Below are 18752 nucleotides of genomic sequence, written 5' to 3' on the forward strand. Positions count from 1 at the left end.
AAATGAAACTGTTTCGAATGAAAGTAGTGGCCCGCGCCACACATGTCAACGAGTGTTCGTCAGAACGACGTGAGGATCTCGAAGTCGACGCCGTCAGCGATGGACAGGTGAATCCTCTGTCGAGCCACTCCGTTTCGGAACTCGACCGGGCCTCGCGGTCCGTCGAACGCAGTCCCGTCCACCACGTCGTCGAGATCGGCCGTATCCGCCGTTCCGGCGCGGGCCACGAGACTGGCCAAGGTGTTCATGCCTTCGTAGCAGGACTCGGCGGCATTGTTCAGCGCGGGCGCGTGCGGCCCGTGCATCGCTACGTACCCGGTGAGCAGATCCATCGAGTCGGCGCCGACCAGGGAACGGAAGTAGGCGGCGGCGACGTAGAGGTTCTTCGTCGCCGCCGGCCCACTCGCAAGCAGCATGTTCTCTTCCATGAGAGGGCTGAATCGGACGACCCGGTCGGCGAGTCCTCGCCGCGCGAAGGCCCGGTTGAACTCGACGGCATCCTGGCCGACGAGGAGCATCACCACCCCGTCGCACCGGGAAGCCGCGACCGCGTCCACGACATGTCTCATGTCGGCGCGCCCGAGGTCGACGAACGACTCGCCGACGATCTGCAGGTCGAACTCGTGCGCGTACATGCGTATCGCGCCGAGGGAACCGCGGGGCCATACGTAGTCGTCCCCGACGACGAACCAGCGCCGCGTCCCTACGTTCTCCCGCAGCCATTTCAGCGCAGGCGCGATCTGCTGCGCGGGGGTTTCGCCGCAGCAGTAGACGCCGCCTCGGCTCTCACCTCCCTCGTAGAGGGAGGTGTAGGCGTACGGAACGCGGCCGGTCACCACCGGGGCGATGGCATGACGCACGGACGAGATGTGCCAGCCGCTGACCGCATCGATCGCACGAGTGGACACGAGACGACGAATCTCGGTGGCGATCCGCCGGGGGTCGCCGCCTCCGTCCACGATCTGGACACAGACCTCGCGACCGAGGACGCCGCCCGACGAATTCAGGTCGCGCGCCGCCAACTCGCTCACCGCTTCGCAGGACGGGCCGAACAGACCGGCCGGCCCCTGCAGCGGCACGACCATGGCCACGCGCCACTGTGACGCGCGTGCACGATCGAGCACCGCGCTCACGTCGATGCCCTCACGGCACCGCGGGCCACGACCCGCACGTAGGCTATCATTTCACTTGGAAGTATTATTGGCGAGGCGCGAACTATGCAATAGCTCGGGGGCTGTCATGTCGGACAAGGGTGTTGCCACCTCGATGGAAGCATCTGCGACGACCGCGCTCGTCCTCGCCGCACGCCTCGCCGCACAGTCGATCGAGACCGTCCTCTCGTCCGACGAGCTCAACATGGACCACTTCCTCGTACTCGAGGCACTCGCGGTCCGGCCGGGACTGACGATGGCCGAACTGCGCGATCGGACCCGGACCCCGGCGCCGACACTCACTCGGGTCGTCGACCGCCTGGTCTCCGTTGCGGCGGTATACCGCGAGGTCGATGCCCACGATCGCCGGAAGACCCGGGTCTATCTGAGCGTGCGGGGCAAGAAGCTCTTCGACCGCCTCTCCGCGTCCGTTCGCGACGTCGAGCAGGCATGGCCGGGACCGCTCCCCGACGGCCTGCCCGATCACGTGCACCCGGTCCTCGCCGCGTTGGAGGAGGCCGCCGGCCGCTAACCTCGTGGCCGAATGTCACATGGGTTCGATGTCATCGAACCGGTGTGACATTCGGTCCGGGCGCATGTGCGCGTGGTTCAACGGTCGAGTCTCGCCCGCAGCAGGAAGGTGTTGTAGTCCGACCACGTCGAGAGCATGAAGTACAGGTCCTCGTCCGTCGACCACGGATGCATGAACCCGCCGTACAGCTCGGGGTGCTGCTCCACCCCGACCAGCCGCGCGCTCTCCGACCACGCCCCCTGGGGCGACTCCGCCTCCCGCACGACGATCGCGGCCTCGGCGGTGTCGAGGTACGTCATCTGCCAGCGGTCCGCGACGGCGTCGTAGCGCACGGACAACTCCCCGGCGGGGCCGTGCACGACGGGCGTCGCCGCGGTGTATCCGCCGACGGGGGTCCAGTTCCCGTCGCGCCAGTACTGGTAGGCGCGCGGCTCGAGCACCCGGTCCTCGGGCACCCGGGCCAGCGCCACCGCGCCGAGCCGGGTGTTGGGGGTGCCGAACAGGTACACGTAGCCGTGCGCCGGCACCGCCGCGGCCACCTGAAAGTTGGTGACGCCGAAGATGTTGTCCCACTTCGCATGCGGATCCTCGACCCAGGTGGAACCACCGTCGTCCGAGTACGCGATGCCCCCGTGGTTGGTCCACCACGTGCCGGGGATGCTGTTCCACGTCCGGATGGACATGTACGTCAGGTACTGGCGGCCGCCGATCGCGAATCCCGACGTCGGGATCGTGGTGATCTCGACGTTGTCGAGCTTGCGGCTGCCGAGGATCTCCGCGGCGTGGCATCGCGAGTCCTGGATCATCGAGTCGAAGTTCATCCCGTCCGTCAGGTCCCGGTCGGTGGAGAAGGCCAGCACGTTGCTGCGCCAGTCGCCGCCCTGCCCGCCCGGCGGATGGAAGCCCCGGCCGACGGTGTCGCCGAACGCGACGGCGATCCGGCCTGGCTCCGACTCCCACATGAGGCCGAGATCGGTGCCGTACACCTGCCAGCGCTTGTCCGTCCGGTTGACGGACCCGGCACCGGTCTGCTTCGCCACGGTGGCGACCTCGACGACGCGCGGAGCCGGAGGGGCGGGGACCCGCGGGGCGGGCTCGATCGGCGGGGTCTCGGGCGCCGGCGGTGGCGGCGGCGCGGCACCCTCCCCGGGCACCGGAATGCCGAGGTGGAAGGGGCTGGGCTTCAGGGCGATCCGGGGGAAGACCGGATCCGGATGGGCCGGCTCGTCGGTCAGGTCCGGGCACGGATCGGTGCACGGATCGACCGGCAACGGCGGTGGATCGATCCGTACCGGGTCCGGTTCCGGCGCCGGATACGGCACGGTGGTGATCACCGGATACGGCACCGGAATGTCGAGATCCTTCGGGACCAGCGACTCGTGCCGCCACGTGTCGCCGGCACACGGTCCGCTCCCCGGTACCCCGTCCGTCGCGGGCTCGTCGGCGCGGGCCGGCGTCGCCGCCAGCACCGCCACGAGCAGGGCGATCGCCGACGCCTGCCACCTCATGGGTTCCCCTCCCGTGCGTCACGGCGCCGGACGGACCGGCGCCGCACAGGAGGGTACCGCCGGCGCGGCGCGGTGGCGTCGCACGCGGATCTGCGGCTTTATATCCCTGTCTCGGAAAATCCCGAGAGAAGCGAAGAATTACGAATCAACGGAAGTCGCCGGGCGTGTACTCACGGGGTTCCACCAGCACGAGCCAGTTGCCCGAGTTGTCCCGGAACACCGCCTCGACCCCGTAGGGACGCTCGGACGGCGGCTGGGTGAACTCGACGCCCCTGGCCGTGAGCTCCTCGTACGCTGCGCGGCAGTCCGTGGTGCGGAGCCCGAAGCCGCCCATGGTGCCGTCGGCCAGCGCGCGACGAACGGCCCCGGCCATCTCCGGGTTCAGGGGTGGGCCGGGCACCATCAGCGTCACCTCGAGTTCCGGGTGGTCCGGGTGCGCGACGGTCACCCAGCGGAAGCCCTCACCCATCGCCACGTCGGCGGTTTCCACGAACCCCAGCGTGTCGAGGTAGAACTTCTTCGCCGCGTCCTGATCGGTGACATAGAGGGTCACCAGGGAGATGTTCGCGATCATGGTGTGTCCTCCGGATCGGTGATGTGGCACGTCTCGACCGTAGAGCGACGGGCACGGTGCGAGCTTCTCCGAAATTGCGCAGTTCAGCGGAGGTCGCTCAGGCCGTGCATGAACACCCAGCAGCCCGGGATGCGCGGCGCCCCGGACTCGGCGAAGGCGGCCTGATACTCGCTGGGGGTGACCCCGACCAGCCGACGGAACCTGGTGCTGAACGACCCGAGGCTGCTGTACCCGACGAGGTGACAGATCTCCGTCACGGTCAGATTCGTCGCGCGCAGCAGGTCCTGCGCCCGCTCGATGCGGCGTTCGGTGAGGTGGACGCCGGGCGTCTTGCCGTACACGGCGGTGAAGCAACGCAGGAAGTGGTACTTCGAGACCCCCGCGGCGGCGGCGAGCCCGGTGAGGTCGAGAGGTCGCGCGTACTCCCGGTCCGCGAGATCACGGGCGCGGCGCAGATGCGGCAGGAGCTCCTCGGGCACGCGGCGCGGCATGCGGCCAGTGTCGCAGCGCCCCACGACAGGAATTTCTGTCCGTGTCTAGGCGACGGGGTAGAGACCGCGATTTCGTCACGACGTCGTGATACACGACACACGCCGAAACTGCCCGAACAGGACAAAGCGGCCGGAAACGTGCTGGGAGACCGGGCAACCCGCGTATCCGGCCCCGAAGGCAACGATTGTGTAACGTATCCGGGAGGTTCCTGTCCCGACAAGCGGAGGTGATCGTCCGTGCTGCTGTCCGAAGTTCGAGCCCGGCCCGGGTACTCGCTGCTCGTGGGGGCAGGGCTGCTCGTGTCGGCCGTGGTCGCAGGCATCCACCTCGAGAACGCTGTCACCGGATACCTGATGGACCTGTCGGTCTTCCGCGACGCGGGGTGGGCGTTCCTGCACCACACCCCCCTCTACACCGAGGGCTTCCACACCAGTTCGGGCTTCCGCTTCATCTATCCGCCGTTCGCGGCGTTCCTCTTCGCCCCGCTGCCCCTGCTGAACGCGACATTGATGCAGGTGCTGTGGACCGCAGGCCTGATCGGCCTGGTGTGGTGGGTGCTGAAGGTCTCGCTCGAGCACATGGACGTCCGTCGCGCGAACCTGGTCGCGACCGCCGGACTGGGCGTGGCGCTCTGGCTCGAGCCCATCCGCTCCAACTTCCTGTTCGGGCAGATCAACATCCTCCTCATGGCCCTCGTCGTCGCCGACGTCCTCGGCGTGATCCCGCAGCGGTTCCGCGGCGTCGGGATCGCCCTCGCCGCCGCGATCAAGGTGACCCCGGCCGCGTTCGGTGTGCTGTTCCTGCTCCGGCGGGACATGCCGTCGGCGGCGCGCGCCTTCGGTGCGTTCCTCGCCGTGGCGGGCTTCGCGTACTGGCTCCGCCCGGAGTCCTCCGTGTACTTCTGGACCACCGAGGCCTGGGCCACCGACCGGGCCGGGGACCAGGACTTCTTCCGCAATCAGGCGCTCAGCGGCCTGCTTGCCCGGCTGGGCGTCGAGGGGCACGCCTACACCGCCGCCTGGCTCGCGGGCGTCGCACTCGTCGTCCTCGGGGCGCTGTGGGCCGCCCACCGCTTCACCCGATCGGGCGAGCACGTCGTCGCGCTCGGGGTGATCGCGCTCGCGACCCTGCTCGCGGCGCCCATCGCGGTGACGCATCACTGGGCCTACAGCGTGCTGCTCGTCGCGGTCGCGCTGGCTCCGCGGTACCGCTCGTGGTGGCCCGTGCTGCTGCCGGCCGCGCTGGTCTTCCTCGTCGGGCCCAACTACCTGCTCGAGGACACCTCCACGCACGGCTGGGTCGAGTCGGCCATCCAGCAGACTCTCGGCAACGCCCAGTGCGTCACCGGACTCGTGGTGCTCGTCGCGGTGGCCGTCGCGGCCCGGTCCCGCCGTCCCGGCACGGTTCCGGCACCGGCCGGCGCTCGCGCCGCTCAGCTCCAGAACGCCCCGGCCAGGACGTAGATCGCGGTTCCGGCGACGGTGCTCAGCGCCGCGCTCCGCCGCCACAGGTGCACCGCGACGGTTCCGGCGAGGCCCAGCACCGCCGGTAGCCACGTCGCCGGACCGACGTCGCGCAGCGTGTACATCACCAGGATGACCATCACCCCGGCCGGCATCGCGCCGCCGAGGTAGCCCACCACGTCCGACTCCCGCAGCCGGGCGAGCGCGGCGAACGGGACCGCCCGCAGACCCACGGTGACGACGAACATCGCGATCAGGGCACCGACGACGTAGCCGGCGCCCGGTACCGACTCAGGCACGGGCCACCTTGTTGCGGTAGACGAACCGCAGCAGCAGATACGCGACGAACAGGCCCAGCGAGATCACCAGCATGCCGTCCTTCGACACGGTCACCCCGACGAGGCCGCACACCAGCGCGGCGGCCGACGCCGGCAGGTCGCGCCCGAGACGGAATGCGTCGAGCGCGAGCACGGCGAACAACGCCGTGAGGGCGAACTCCAGACCCGACAATCCCGCGGGCAGCGCCGCACCGACCAGGGCGCCCGCGGTCCCGGACGCGACCCACAGCAACTGGCACGTCGCCGCGACCGCGAGCATCCGCGCGCCGGTCAGCTCGTCGCGACGCTTGGTGGCGACGATGGCGTAGGTCTCGTCCGTGAGGGCGTAGACGCCGTACGCCCGCCCGAGCCGGCTGCGGATCTTCTCCAGCGGAAAGGACAGTCCGTAGAACACGTGCCGGAAGTTCACCAGCAGGGTCGCCGCCGCGATCGACGCCACCGGGGTCACCGCACCGATCAGGCCGACGGCGAGGAACTCCATCGAGCCCGCGTAGATCACCGTCGAAAAGACGGGCGCCCACCACCAGTCGAAACCTGCCTGCGTGAGCACGACCCCGAACGCGAGGCCGAGCGGGATCAGGCCGAGACCGACTGCCCAGGAGTCGCGGACACCCGTGCGGATCTCGGAGAGACGGCCATCTGCCATGGCTCCAGGCTATGGGGTGACCTGCTCGCCCGGCGCAGCAGGATGCGGCGCTCCTCTTCCGACATCCCGCCCCAGATGCCGTGCCGCTCCCCGGCCTCGAGGGCGTGCCGGAGACACTGGGTCAGCACGGGACAGGACTGGCAGATTCGCTTCGCGGCGCGGACGCGGTCGGTGCGTGCCTCCCCGCGCTCGTTCTCCGGATGGAAGAACGTCGCGGCGTCGGCGTCCCGGCAGGCGGCCTGCAGCTGCCAGTCCCAGGACTCCGTGATCGCCGGGGGCAGGGTCAACAGCTTGGGCGCGGGCATAGGTTCTCCCTTCGTCAGGCGGCTCCGCCGCCGGTGTGCCTTTTGGGCGGTCAGGGCAGCCCAAAAGGCACACCGGCGGCGTCAGCCGCGTCAGGCCAACGCACGCAGGCGCGGCGCCAGATCACGCTCGAACAACTCCAGAAACCGCCGCTGATCGTGCCCCGGCGCATGGAACACCAGATGATTGAGCCCGGCCTTCACATACGCCCCGACCTGCTCGACCGCCTCGTCCGGATCCGACGCCACGATCCACCGCCTGGCCACCTGCTCGATCGGCAACGCATCGGCCGCCGCCTCCATCTCGATCGGATCGTCGATCGAATGCTTCTGCTCCGGCGTGAGCGAGAGCGGCGCCCAGAACCGGCAGTTCTCCAACGCCCGCTCCGGATCGGTGTCGTAGGAAATCTTGATCTCGATCATCTTGTCGATCCCCGCCACGTCCCGGTCGGCCTTCGCGGCGCCCTCCGCCACCGCCGGCAACAGCTTCTCGGTGTAGAGCTCCATGCCCTTGCCCGAGGTGCAGATGAACCCGTCCCCCGCCCGGCCCGCATACCGCGCCACCACCGGACCGCCCGCCGCGATGTACACCGGGACCCCGCCCTCGGGCACGTCGTAGATCGACGCCCCCTTCGCGGCGTAGAACTCGCCCTCGAAATCGACCCGCTCCCCCGTCCACAACGCCCGCATCAGCCGCACCGACTCGCGCAACCGCGCGAAGCGTTCCTTGAACTCCGGCCACTGGCCTTCGTACCCGGTGGCGATCTCGTTGAGCGCCTCCCCCGTGCCCACCCCCAGCATGACCCGCCCCGGATACAGACACCCCATCGTCGCGAACGCCTGCGCGATCACCGCCGGGTTGTACCGGAACGTCGGCGTCAACACCGAGGTCCCCAGCTGCAACCGCGACGTGCGCTCGCCCACCGCGGTCATCCACGCCAACGAGAACGGCGCATGCCCCCCGCTGTGCCGCCACGGCTGGAAATGATCCGACACCGTCGCCGAATCCATCCCCCGCTCCTCCGCCAGCACCGCCAGCTCCACCAGCTCCCGCGGCCCGAACTGCTCCGCCGACGCCTTGTACCCCAACTTCAGACCCTGCGACACCACGAACTCCTCGTCGTCGGAACCTCGGAAACGGCGGCAGGACGCGCCGCGGCGTGCAGCCGCGAATGCACGTCCTGCCGTTGTCGTTTCCCGTTACTTGATGGCGAAACCGCGATAGCCGTCGGCTGCGACGTCGTCGCAGATGTCACGGTAGGTGTTGAGCCCACCGACGTAGGACATGATCACCTGCGGCTTGCCCGGCACGTTGGCGCCCGTGTACCACGAGTTGCCCTCGGGGTAGAGCGTGCCCTTCGCCAGTTCGTTGTTCAGGTCGGTCCAGTCGTGCGTGTACGGTTCGAGCGCCTCGAAGCGGCGGGCGCCGCGCTGCTCGAGTCGTTCGATGCAGTCGGCGGTCCACTCCACGTGCTGTTCGATCGCGCACACCACGTTGGTGAGCACGTTCGGACTGCCGGGGCCGGTGAGCATGAACATGTTCGGGAACCCGTCGACGGCGATTCCGAGGTACGTGACGGGGCCGTCCTGCCACTTCTCCTGCAGCGTCTGCCCGCCCACGCCGGAGATGTCCATCTTCAGCAGCGGACCGGTGATCGCGTCGAACCCGGTGGCGAGGACCACCGCGTCGAGCTCGTGCTCCACGCCCCCGGTCCGGATTCCCTTGTCCGTGAACTCCTCGAGCGGCGCCTCGCGCAGCGACACGAGCTCGACATTGTCCCTGTTGTAGGTCTGGAAGTAGTTGGTGTCCAGCGTGATCCGCTTGGCGCCGAGTGGATGGGTCCGCGGCGACAAGCGTTCGGCGAGCTCGGGGTCCTGCACCACAGCACGGATCTTGCTGCGGAAGAACTCCGCGATGGTCTCGTTGGCCTCCCGATTGGTGAACAGGTCGGGGTAGGCGGCGATGAGGTCGATCGCCCGGTGCCGGTTCCACCGCTCCTCGTAGGTCGCCCACCGCTCCTCCGGGGAGTGATCGAGCGCGCTGACCTCGAGGGTGTCGGTGTACTGGCCCGACGGTGTGGTCTTCGAGGTCGCCTTGAAGGTCTCGATGTTCTCCTTGAACTCCCGCTTCTCGTCCTCGGTGAGGGGACGGTTGCCACAGTCGAGGCTGAACGCCGGCGTCCGCTGGAACACGGTCAGCTTCTCGGCCTGCTCGGCGACGAGCGGGATCACCTGGACGCCGGACGAACCGGTGCCGATCACCCCGACGCGCTTGCCGGTGAAGTCGACGCCCTCACTGGGCCAGTCGGCCGTGTGGTACGTCGCGCCGCGGAAGTTCGCCAGGCCCGGGAAATCCGGCGTCTGCGACGTGGACAGACAGCCGACCGCGGTGACGAAGTACTTGGCGACGGCGACGTCTCCGGAGTCGGTGGTGATCGTCCACCGGTCGGTGTGGTCGTCGAACCGAGCCGAGTCGACCCGCGTCCGGAACCGGAAGTGCTTCTTCACATCCAGCCGGTCCGCGGCGAAGTTCAGGTAGCGCAGGATCTCCGGCTGCGCGGGATAGCGCTCGGTCCACTCCCACTCGTCGATGAGTTCGGGCGAGAACGTGTAGGCGTATTCCATGCTGATGCAGTCGCATCGAGCCCCGGGGTACCGGTTCCAGAACCAGGTGCCGCCGACGCCCTCGGCCGCCTCGAAGGCGCGGACCGTCAGTCCCATCTCCCGCAGCCGATGCACCATGTAGATGCCGGAGAATCCGGCACCCACCACGATCGCGTCGAATTCCTCTGCCGCCTTCTCGAATCCCATGCCGGCCTCCGTCCTCATCGGGCGATGTCCGCGCCGGCGAGCACGTCCTCGACCGCTTCGACGACGTAGTCCATGCCGTCCTTGGCGCCCGGCAGGACGTTCACGAACTGGAAGAAGCCGTGCATCTGTCCGGTGAACACCTTCTCGCGCACGGGGATCCCCGCCGAGCGGAGCGCCTCGGCGTACTTGCGGCCCTCGTCGTGCAGAACGTCGTGCTCGGCGAGCAGCACCGCGGCCGGCGCGACACCGGTCAGCGATTCGGCGTTGATCGGGGCGACCTCCCAGCGGGTGCGGTCCTCCGCCTCGGGCACGTACAGGTCCCAGAACCACACCATCGCGTCGCGGGTGAGCATGAGCTCGTTCGCGGGATCGAGGTAGCTGGGTGTGTCGAAGTCGCAGTCGATGACGGGGTAGGCGAGGAACTGCAGGGCGAGTTCGGGACCGTTCTCCCGGACGGCGCGCTGCGCGACCACCGCTGCGAGGTTGCCGCCGGCGCTGTCACCGCCCACGATCAGCGGGGCGTCCGCGGCCGCGTAGGTGGCCCGGTTCGCCGCGAGCCACTGCAACGCGGCCCAGGCGTCGTCGGCGGCGGCGGGGAACAGATGCTCGGGGGCCAGGCGGTAGTCGACGAGGGCGACGGCGCAACCGGTGCGTTCGGCGAGCTGCCGTCCCAGCGTGTCGTAGCCGTCGAGGCTGCCGACCACCCAGCCGCCGCCGTGCAGGTAGACGATCACGCCGCGGGCGTCGCCGGTCGGGACCAGCACGCGAACCGGCACCTCGTGTCCGTCGGCACCGGGGACGGTGATGTCGTCGACTCGGGCCATCTCCGGTCCGGGGCCGCACAGCTCGATGAAGCCGTCGCTCAGCGTGCGCGCCTCCTGCGGGCTCATCTCGTGCAGCGGAGGGCCGCCTGCCTCGGCCATCTGGGTGAGGAACGCGGTGGTGGCGGAATCGAGGGCCATGGCATCTCCTTCGTGTGCGGCATGGGTTTCGACAGACGTCGACAACTCCCGATCGGATGCGCAGAGTCGGCGCCCAGCGAGTGATGCACATCACCATAACCATACGCATGATTATTTGCAATACCGCGCGGCAGAGCCCTTTATCTATGCGCATGATTGGGCTAGCTTGGAAGAGAGTTCCGGGGGGCGTCTCCCCGCATCTGCCGTCTCCCCGCATCTACTACGGAAGGCCACCGACCATGACTGCCGGAAACCAGGACACCGCGCTGCAGAGCCCCATCGACACCGTCGTCTCCGACCGTGCCTTCCTCGAGTGCCCGCGCTGGCACGACGGACGGGTGTGGGTCTCGGATCTCTACCGGCACGAGGTGATCTCGATCGGTTCCGACGGTGCGGTCACCGTCGAGGCCACCCTCCCCGGCGACGAGCCGTCCGGGCTCGGCTGGCTGCCCGACGGGCGCCTGCTCATCACCGCGATGGAGTCCGGGCGGATCATGCGCCGCGAGCACGACGGCGAGATCGTCGTCCACGCCGATCTCTCCTCGGTCGCGACCGGCAAGCTCAACGACATGGTGGTCGCCGAGGACGGCACCGCCTACGTGGGCAGCTTCGGCTTCGAATTCAAACGCGACACCCCGATCGCGCCTGCCAACCTGATCCGCGTCGCGCCGGACGGCTCCTTCACCGTCGAGGCCTCCGACCTCCGCTTCCCCAACGGCATGGTGATCACCCCCGCCGGCACGCTGGTCGTCGCGGAGAGCATGGGCAACAAGCTGACCGCCTTCGACATCGGGGCCGACGGCCGGCTCGATGGGCAGCGCACCTGGGCCGCGTTCGGACCGGACCTGCCCACCGAGTCGGTCAAGGCCGCGATGAGCGCCGCGGCCGTCGCGCCGGACGGCATCTGCCTCGACAGCGACGGTGCGGTGTGGGTCGCCGACGCTCTCCACCGGCGGGTCATCCGCGTCGAGGAAGGTGGCACGATCACCGCCGAGGTGGTGTTCCCGACCGGGGTGTTCGCGTGCATGCTCGGCGGGCCGGAAGGCAACACCCTCTACGCCTGCGCGGCGCCGAACTCCTCGGAGGCCGCCCGTCGTCACACGCGCGACGCGAGCCTGCTCGCCACCCGCGTCGGCGCCACCCACGGCGGTCGCCCGTAGGACGGCCCTCAGGACGTGGGAAAGGGCGGCGATTCGACGAATCGCCGCCCTTTCCCGTTCGATCAGTAGGGCGCGTACGCCGCCGCGGAGGCCGGCTGGTCGAGCACGCGGTCCACCGTGATGTCCTTGCGCTCGATGAGCAGCGCACCGTTGCGCTCGGCGAACGTGTCGGCGTAGCGACCGTACAGCCGCTGCGTGCCCTCGGGGCCGGCCACCGTCGCCTCGAAGTACGCGTCGACCCGCACCCGGCCGTCGCCCTCGCCGGACACGCGGACGTTGGTGATCGCGTGGCGGGAGAACTCCGCGCCGGACTCGGCGAAGGCGCGGTAGACCCCGAGGAACTCCTCCGGCCCCACATCCTCCTTGCCGTTCTGGATGATCGAGACGTCGTCCGTGATCAGGGCGCGCAGGGCGTCGAGGTCACCCTCGTCCACGGCGGATGCATACGCGTACATCAGGTCTTCCGCGCGGCGGGCGAGGTCGGGGGATACCGCAGTCATGTCGGGTCCTTCGCTTTCGTCGGTGCCGGATACCGGGGTGCGCCCTCGTCGCGGACGCACCCCGCACCCGTCGTGGATCAGGGAAGCTGGATCAGCTTGGTCTCGAAGAACGCATCGAACCCTTCGATGCCGCCCTCACGGCCGAGACCGGACTGCTTGTAGCCGCCGAAGGGCTGCACGACGCACATCGCGTAGCCGTTGACGGAGATCTGCCCGGTGCGCACCCGTCGCGCGATGCTCTGGGCCAGCTCCTCGTCCTTCGCGTAGACGGAGCCGGACAGGCCGTAGTCCGAGTCGTTGGCGATGGCGACGGCCTCGTCGATCGAATCGAACGGGATCACCACCAGCACCGGTCCGAAGATCTCCTCCTGCGCGATGCGCATGTCGTTGGAGACGTCCGCGAACAGGGTCGGTTCGACGTACCAGCCGCGGTCGAGGTGGGCCGGCTTGCCGCCGCCGGTCACCAGCCGGGCGCCTTCCTTCTTCCCGACCTCGATGTAGTCGAGCACCCGCGTCTGCTGACGTTCGGCGGCGAGGGGTCCGAGGACCGTGTCCTCGTCCCGCGGGTCACCGACCTTCACGCTCTCCATCACCGCCTTGATCGCCTCGACGACCTCCTCCTGGCGCTCACGCGGGACGATGATGCGGGTGAGGGCGGCGCAGACCTGCCCCGAATGACCGATGCCGCCGAACACCATGCCGGGCAGGAAGGTATCGAGGTCGATGTCGTCGGCGATGATCGCGGCCGACTTGCCGCCGAGTTCGAGGGTGACCCGCTTGATCCGCTCTGCGGCCCGGCTCATGACCACACGACCGGCCGCCGTGCTGCCGGTGAAACTGATCTTGTCGACGTCCGGGTGGCTGACGAGGTAGTCACCCACCTCCCGTCCTGCCGGGACGACGCTGATGACGCCCTCGGGCAGGCCCGCCGCGTCGAGCGCCTCGGCCAGCATCATCATGGTGACGGGCCCCTCCGGGGCCGGCTTGAGCACCACCGTGCAGCCCGCGGCGAGCGCAGGCGAGATCTTCAGCGAGCCGGTCGCGACGGGACCGTTCCACGGGACCACGACCGCGACGACGCCGATGGGCTCCCGCACGATCTTGCCGTGCCCGCCCTTCCAGGTGCGCTCCTCCTCGAACGCGAAACGCTCGTGGAACGTGGCCGCGTCGTCCCACATGTCGACGGCGTTCTGGTGGAACAGCGTGGACACCGCTGCGGGAGCGCCCAATTCGAGGGTGAAGGCCTCGGCCATCTCCGGGATCCGCTTCTTCACCTCGTTCCCGACCCGCACGAGGATCTCCGCGCGCTCGGCGGGCGTCATCCGCGGCCAGGGGCCTTCGTCGAACGCCTTGCGCGCCGCCGCGACGGCGCGGTCCATGTCGGCCTCGCGCGCCTCGGGCACGGTCGCGATGACCTCACCGTTGATCGGGGAGATCACCTCGATCACCGCGTCGCTGGACGGCTCGACCCACGATCCGCCGATGAACAGCTTGTCGTAGCTCTTCAACTGGATGGGAGTGGCTGTGGTCATGCTGTGTTCCTCCACTCGACCGCGGACTCTCGCCACGGCGACTCGCTGGATGGGATGGGAGTACTACTTCACTGCCGGCGCCGGCGCCTGCAGGGGCGCCGACAGATCCCGGATCGCGTCCGGATCCACGACGGCACGACGATCGATCGCCATGCGGGCTTGCACCATGTGCCGGGGGGAATCGACGCTCAGGTGCGCGGTGAGCTGCCCGGCGGCATCGAACCAGGCCGCACCCCACTTGCCGTCCGCACCCTCCCGGAACACCATATCGTCGGATTCGCTTCTGTGTCCGACGAATTGGATCTTGTGCCCGAACTGGTCGCTCCAGAAGTACGGGATCGGGTCGAAGACGGGCGGCGACTGCGGCCGCAGGAGTGCACCGGCGACCGTCGCCGGTCCGGTGCGCGCCTCGTCCCAGTGCTCACCACCGAGTCGTGTCCCGAACCGGGGCGACCAGCGCATCGCGACGTCGCCGACGGCGAACACCGACGGGTCGGAGGTACGCAGCGACTCGTCGACGACGACCCCGCGATCGATCTCGAGACCGGAGCCGGTCAGCCAGCCCACGTCGGGCCGCACTCCGATACCGGTGACGACGACGTCCGCCGGGAGCGCGGTGCCGTCGTCCAGCGTCAGTCCGCCGGGCGTGATCTCGCCGACGCCGGTGCCGCAGCGCAGATCGACCCCGTCCCACCACGCGTGCAGCCGCTCGGCCACCTGCGCGCCCAGCGGTCCCGCGAGCGGCCGGGGCCCGGCTTCCACGCAGGTCACCGAGCAGCCCAGAGCCAGTGCGGTCGTGGCGATCTCGGCGTTGATCCAGCCGGCACCGACGAGGACGACACGGGCTCCCGGGCGTAGCTCGGCGCGAAGACGCTCGGCGTCCGCGGCGGTGCGCAGCACGAGTTGCCGGCCGGTCCCGGGCAGGGTGACCGGGGCCGCGCCGGTCGCGACGACCAGCGCATCGTAGGAGTGCTCGCCGGCATCGGTGCGCACCACCCGGGCGGCGGTGTCGAGCGACCGGGCCCGGACCCCGAGGCGCAGTTCGACACCGAGCGCCGCGTAGTCGACGTCGAACGTGGTGTCCTGCGGCTCGGCGAGTGCGGACTTGCTCAGCGGCGGCCGGTCGTACGGCGGGGTGGGCTCGGCGCAGAGCAGTTCGAGCTCACCGTCGAAGCCTTCGGCGCGCAGCGCCTCACACGTGCGGAGCCCGGCGAGGCCGCCGCCGACGACGACGATTCTTCGGCCGTTGAACACGGCGTTCCCCTGTCCTGTCGATGAATCGGATGATGCGGTGGACGTGCTCGGCACCCCTCAGTACAGGGTGTAGTCCGACAGCACCCGCGGGCCCGGCGTGTAGGTGGCCGGGATCCGCTGCCAGCCCATGTTGGTGCCCTGGTGCGGGTACCGCTCGAGCGCGGAGAAGTCCACCTCGTAGTCGGGCATCCGCTCGAGAATCTGGCTGATGAGCGTCTTGGACATGTAGCGACCGAGATGCGATCCGGCGCAACGATGTACACCGATCCCGAAGGCGGTGTGCCGGTTCGGCCACCGTTCGATGTCGATCTCGTCCGGGTTCTCGAAGAGCTTCTCGTCGCGGTTGGCCGACGACCACGACAGCAGCACCCGGTCGCCCTTCTTCATGGGGCAGCCCTGGAAGTCGGTGTCCTTGGTGACGGTCCGGGCGAGCGCCTGGGTGGGCGAGAAGTACCGCAGGAACTCCTCGACGGCGTGGTCCATCAGACTCGGGTCGTCGATCAACCGCTGACGCACGGCCGGGTGCTCCGCGAGCCACACGAGGGCCTGGCTCACCAGGGACGCGGTGGTTCCGACACCGCCGGCGAGCAGCAGATCGACGATCGAGTACATCTCGAAGTCGTTGAGCGGGCGGCCGTCGACCTCCTGCTGCACGAGGTAGCTGATGATGTCGTCGGTGGGGTTCTCGCGTCGTGCCCGGATGGTCTCGCGCATGCGATCACCCAGGTAGGGGAACTCGACCTCCATCGCGTGGCGGTAGTCGTCGCTTCCCGGGATGCCGGCGAGCGCCTGGTGGTGCGCATGGGAGTAGCGCTTCCAGTCGGCCAGGTCGAGGCCGAGCCAGTCCACCGTCACGATGGAGGGAACCGCGATGACCGAGGTGAGGTCGCATTGCCCGTCCTCGATCACGCTGTCGATGAACCCGGCGGTGTGGCGGTCGACGAGTGCCTTCATCCGCTCGACGGCCGCGGGCGCGGTGATCGGGTTGACGATCTTGCGGTACTTGCGGAACTCCGGGGGATCGAGCTCGATGGGGATGTGGAAGTGCATCGGAGTCTTCGGGATGACAACCGAAAGGCCTTCTCCCCCATATTCGTTACGCGCCGACGAGAACGTCTCGTCGTCACGGGCGGCCTCGAAGACCGAGTCGTAGTCGCTGAGCACCCAGTACCCGCCGTGCGCCTCCGTCCAGGCGACTCGCTCGTTCTGGCGAACCTTGCGGTACGAGGCGACCGGATCGGCAGAGTGCTCCTGCGAATTGTGGTCGAAGTTGATGACGGGGCAACGATTGCGGCTGTCCATCGCGTGGACCCTCCTGCGTCGGATCGGGCATCTCCTGCTAATGGTTATAACAGATGATATAGTAGTGTAGATCACACCGCCAGCCCGGCCATCAAATCAAATGTTCAACGAGCTGGCATCCTCGATATCCGGATGACGGAAGGAGCGACCGATGAAGGTTGTTGTCGACGAGAACCACTGCCAGGGCCACGGGCTGTGCTTCATGACCTCCCCCCAGGTCTTCGCGCTGCGCGAGGAGGACGGCCACGCGTACGTCCTGCCCGGGGGCGACGACCCGGCCAACGAGCACGCCGCACGCGAGGCAGCCGCGTCCTGCCCCGAGCGTGCGATCTCCGTCGTCACCGAGTGACGACGCCTTTCGATCGGCCGGCACACGACGCAGGAAGGGGCCCCGGATACGTATCCGGGGCCCCTTCCTGCGCCTGCGGTGGGCGTCAGCCTTGCGCCTGCGGTGCGCGTCAGCCCTGCGCCCGCGGTGGGCCTCAGCCCAGTGCGCGGTCCCACTGGATGACCTGATCGAGCAGGTCGGGGTACTTGCGCTGGGCATACCGCCGGTAGGCGTTGATGTGGTCGCGCATGCGTTCCTCGGAGCCGATCTCGTCCCCCTGGGAGAGCGACTCGTAGATCCGGGTGTGCGCGACGATGATCGCCTCGCGCCGGTGCGGTGGGTAGTCGATGCCGACCGCCGTGCCGTCCATGATGCCGAGCAGGGAATCGACCATGTACCCGAACAGCGGATTGCCCGAGGACCAGGCGATCAGGTCGTGGAAGCTCTTGTTCGCCTCGAGGAACTCGTGCTGGTCACCGAGCGATCCGTGCATCCGGTCGATGGTTTCCTTCAGATCGACGAGCGTCTCGCCGCTGATGCGCTGGGCGGCCAGCCGGCTGATCATCGGCTCGAGGGCGGTGCGCGCCTCGATGATGACGCTGAACGGGGCGTCCTTGAGCTGCATGAGGAGGATGAGCGAACTCGCAAGATGGGACGCGTCGGGGTCCAGCATCACCGGCCCGCCTCTCGGTCCCGGCTTGAGAGCGATGACCCCCTGGAATTCCAGCAATCGCAGGGCTTCCCGCAGTGTGCCACGACCGATCTCGTACTTCTCGAGCATGATCCGCTCCGACGGCAGCAGATCGCCCGCCGCCAGATTCTGCCTGGTCGCGTCCCTGATGATGTGCTGCGCCACCACCATGGCCGCTTTGGGCGCCCGTCCTGTGATCATCGCGCCTTCTCCTCCCCGGAGCGCCCGCCGGCTCGGGAACGCCGTCCGGAGCGGACACTCCCCACTTCCCGCCGAGCCAAAATAATGCTAACGATTATAACGTACAGTTCGTGTGTCGGGCCGGAAAAGATGCGCCGAGCGAGCCGCATCTCCCAGGTACCCAGCCCAGCCGAACCGTGAACCTCGATCGAAGGAGTTCCGATGAGCAGCCCCGCCTCCACCACCACGAGCGTCGTTCTCGACTCGGTCGACTCGAGCCTGTGGATCCGGCTCAACCGGCCCGAGCGCCGCAACGCGTTCGACGCCGAGATGTGCGCGGTCATGGTCGACGCGCTCCACAACGCCACCGAATACCGCTCGGTGGTCATCACCGGATCCGGTGGAAGCTTCTGCGCCGGCGGGTCGCTCGGACAGCTCAGTCAGCCGACCGTCAAGGAACTGCGCGGTCTCTACCGGTCCTCGCTCGAACTGTTCGACGCGATCCGCACCTGCCCCCGTCCGGTCGTCGCGGCCGTCAACGGTGCCGCGGCGGGCGGCGGCAACGAGCTGGTGGTGGCCTGCGACCTCGCCGTCGCCGCCCGCTCGGCGACCTTCGGGCAGACCGGCCCCCGCGTCGGTAGTTCTCCGGTCAGCGGCGCCACGAACGTGATGGGCGTTCAGATCGGCGAGAAGCGCGCCAAGGAACTGTCGCTGCTGTGCCGGCGCTACCCGGCCGAGCGCGCGTACGAGATGGGACTGGTGAACGAGGTGGTCGACGACGAACTCCTCGAGGAATCCGTCCGTTCGCTGTGCCGCGAGTTCGAGGCACTGAGCCCGCGGTACCTCGAGATCACGAAGGTCAGTTCGAACATCTGGTGGAACTCCGCCCGGGACTCCTTCAGCAACGGCCTCGGCATGCTCGTCCAGGCGATCGGCAGCGCCGACATGGTCGAGGGCGCGCAGGCATTCCTGGAGAAGCGCAAGCCGCAGTTCCCGCCCGCCGAATAGACACACGTTCGATAATGG

At 68.7% G+C, this 18752-nt stretch carries 20 protein-coding genes; 5 read left to right on the plus strand and 15 right to left on the minus strand.

Annotated features, from left to right (window positions below; all coding sequences use genetic code 11):
• Nucleotides 1–59: 59 nt before the first annotated feature.
• The gene (locus tag ACWPQI_RS22840) at nucleotides 60–1085 is read right to left on the minus strand and encodes a substrate-binding domain-containing protein (protein WP_048771466.1); all 1026 of its coding nucleotides are present in this window, start codon (nucleotides 1083–1085) and stop codon (nucleotides 60–62) included.
• 154 nt (nucleotides 1086–1239) lie between these two features.
• On the opposite strand from ACWPQI_RS22840, the gene ACWPQI_RS22845 reads away from it, so the two are divergent.
• Nucleotides 1240–1683 (plus strand): MarR family winged helix-turn-helix transcriptional regulator, encoded by a 444-nt coding sequence (locus tag ACWPQI_RS22845; protein ID WP_017679781.1) that lies wholly within the window; start codon nucleotides 1240–1242, stop codon nucleotides 1681–1683.
• 77 nt (nucleotides 1684–1760) lie between these two features.
• Here the strand turns inward: ACWPQI_RS22845 and ACWPQI_RS22850 are convergent, their stop codons facing one another.
• From ACWPQI_RS22850 to ACWPQI_RS22860, 3 genes are all read right to left on the minus strand, one after another.
• Nucleotides 1761–3191, minus strand: coding sequence for a DUF4185 domain-containing protein (locus ACWPQI_RS22850; RefSeq protein ID WP_119700136.1), 1431 nt, complete (start codon nucleotides 3189–3191; stop codon nucleotides 1761–1763).
• Between the two features lie 145 nt (nucleotides 3192–3336).
• Nucleotides 3337–3765 (minus strand): VOC family protein, encoded by a 429-nt coding sequence (locus ACWPQI_RS22855; protein WP_017679783.1) that lies wholly within the window; start codon nucleotides 3763–3765, stop codon nucleotides 3337–3339.
• 83 nt (nucleotides 3766–3848) lie between these two features.
• The gene (locus ACWPQI_RS22860) at nucleotides 3849–4256 is read right to left on the minus strand and encodes a helix-turn-helix transcriptional regulator (protein ID WP_040271032.1); all 408 of its coding nucleotides are present in this window, start codon (nucleotides 4254–4256) and stop codon (nucleotides 3849–3851) included.
• Between the two features lie 237 nt (nucleotides 4257–4493).
• Between ACWPQI_RS22860 and ACWPQI_RS22865 the strand changes: the two genes are divergently transcribed.
• A complete protein-coding gene (locus tag ACWPQI_RS22865) occupies nucleotides 4494–5720 on the plus strand; it encodes a glycosyltransferase 87 family protein (RefSeq protein ID WP_064066595.1) in 1227 nt (408 codons plus the stop codon).
• Here ACWPQI_RS22865 and ACWPQI_RS22870 read toward each other — a convergent pair.
• The 6 genes from ACWPQI_RS22870 to ACWPQI_RS22895 all read right to left on the minus strand — a co-directional run bounded on the left by ACWPQI_RS22870 (nucleotide 5690) and on the right by ACWPQI_RS22895 (nucleotide 10779).
• Complete coding sequence (locus ACWPQI_RS22870; RefSeq protein WP_003934551.1) at nucleotides 5690–6019, minus strand: branched-chain amino acid transporter permease; 330 nt, start codon at nucleotides 6017–6019, stop codon at nucleotides 5690–5692. The two genes, ACWPQI_RS22865 and ACWPQI_RS22870, sit on opposite strands and share 31 nt — an antisense overlap.
• Complete coding sequence (locus ACWPQI_RS22875) at nucleotides 6012–6704, minus strand: AzlC family ABC transporter permease (protein ID WP_010596940.1); 693 nt, start codon at nucleotides 6702–6704, stop codon at nucleotides 6012–6014. The genes ACWPQI_RS22870 and ACWPQI_RS22875 overlap by 8 nt, the downstream gene beginning before the upstream one ends.
• Nucleotides 6635–7009 (minus strand): WhiB family transcriptional regulator, encoded by a 375-nt coding sequence (locus tag ACWPQI_RS22880; protein WP_017679785.1) that lies wholly within the window; start codon nucleotides 7007–7009, stop codon nucleotides 6635–6637. The genes ACWPQI_RS22875 and ACWPQI_RS22880 overlap by 70 nt, the downstream gene beginning before the upstream one ends.
• A 90-nt stretch (nucleotides 7010–7099) precedes the next feature.
• Nucleotides 7100–8113 carry a glucose-6-phosphate dehydrogenase (coenzyme-F420) gene (gene fgd, locus ACWPQI_RS22885; RefSeq protein ID WP_026137550.1) on the minus strand — a complete coding sequence of 338 codons (1014 nt, stop codon included), beginning with the start codon at nucleotides 8111–8113 and terminating at the stop codon, nucleotides 7100–7102.
• A 93-nt stretch (nucleotides 8114–8206) separates the two neighbouring features.
• Complete coding sequence (locus tag ACWPQI_RS22890; protein ID WP_010593991.1) at nucleotides 8207–9817, minus strand: flavin-containing monooxygenase; 1611 nt, start codon at nucleotides 9815–9817, stop codon at nucleotides 8207–8209.
• Nucleotides 9818–9831: 14 nt separating this feature from the next.
• The gene (locus tag ACWPQI_RS22895) at nucleotides 9832–10779 is read right to left on the minus strand and encodes an alpha/beta hydrolase (RefSeq protein WP_010593992.1); all 948 of its coding nucleotides are present in this window, start codon (nucleotides 10777–10779) and stop codon (nucleotides 9832–9834) included.
• Between the two features lie 239 nt (nucleotides 10780–11018).
• On the opposite strand from ACWPQI_RS22895, the gene ACWPQI_RS22900 reads away from it, so the two are divergent.
• Entirely contained in the window at nucleotides 11019–11939 is a 921-nt protein-coding gene (locus tag ACWPQI_RS22900; protein WP_010593993.1) for an SMP-30/gluconolactonase/LRE family protein, read from the plus strand.
• A 62-nt stretch (nucleotides 11940–12001) separates the two neighbouring features.
• Here ACWPQI_RS22900 and ACWPQI_RS22905 read toward each other — a convergent pair whose 3' ends face one another.
• The 4 genes from ACWPQI_RS22905 to ACWPQI_RS22920 all read right to left on the minus strand — a co-directional run bounded on the left by ACWPQI_RS22905 (nucleotide 12002) and on the right by ACWPQI_RS22920 (nucleotide 16527).
• A complete protein-coding gene (locus ACWPQI_RS22905) occupies nucleotides 12002–12439 on the minus strand; it encodes a nuclear transport factor 2 family protein (protein ID WP_248957369.1) in 438 nt (145 codons plus the stop codon).
• A 77-nt stretch (nucleotides 12440–12516) separates the two neighbouring features.
• Nucleotides 12517–13971, minus strand: a complete 1455-nt coding sequence (locus ACWPQI_RS22910; protein WP_017679788.1) for an aldehyde dehydrogenase — start codon at nucleotides 13969–13971, stop codon at nucleotides 12517–12519.
• 63 nt (nucleotides 13972–14034) lie between these two features.
• Entirely contained in the window at nucleotides 14035–15225 is a 1191-nt protein-coding gene (locus tag ACWPQI_RS22915) for an NAD(P)/FAD-dependent oxidoreductase (protein WP_268965697.1), read from the minus strand.
• Nucleotides 15226–15282: 57 nt separating this feature from the next.
• On the minus strand, nucleotides 15283–16527 hold the full coding sequence (locus ACWPQI_RS22920) for a cytochrome P450 (RefSeq protein ID WP_010593997.1): 1245 nt from the start codon (nucleotides 16525–16527) through the stop codon (nucleotides 15283–15285).
• Nucleotides 16528–16678: 151 nt separating this feature from the next.
• Between ACWPQI_RS22920 and ACWPQI_RS22925 the strand changes: the two genes are divergently transcribed.
• Nucleotides 16679–16876 (plus strand): ferredoxin, encoded by a 198-nt coding sequence (locus ACWPQI_RS22925; protein ID WP_003938422.1) that lies wholly within the window; start codon nucleotides 16679–16681, stop codon nucleotides 16874–16876.
• Between the two features lie 133 nt (nucleotides 16877–17009).
• On the opposite strand, the gene ACWPQI_RS22930 is transcribed toward ACWPQI_RS22925, so the two are convergent.
• Entirely contained in the window at nucleotides 17010–17717 is a 708-nt protein-coding gene (locus tag ACWPQI_RS22930) for a FadR/GntR family transcriptional regulator (protein WP_010593998.1), read from the minus strand.
• Nucleotides 17718–17948: 231 nt separating this feature from the next.
• On the opposite strand from ACWPQI_RS22930, the gene ACWPQI_RS22935 reads away from it, so the two are divergent.
• Nucleotides 17949–18734: an enoyl-CoA hydratase/isomerase family protein gene (locus ACWPQI_RS22935; RefSeq protein WP_010593999.1), complete on the plus strand. Its 786-nt coding sequence runs from the start codon at nucleotides 17949–17951 to the stop codon at nucleotides 18732–18734.
• Nucleotides 18735–18752: the final 18 nt, after the last annotated feature.

This window comes from Rhodococcus sp. LMD (genome assembly GCF_056108245.1).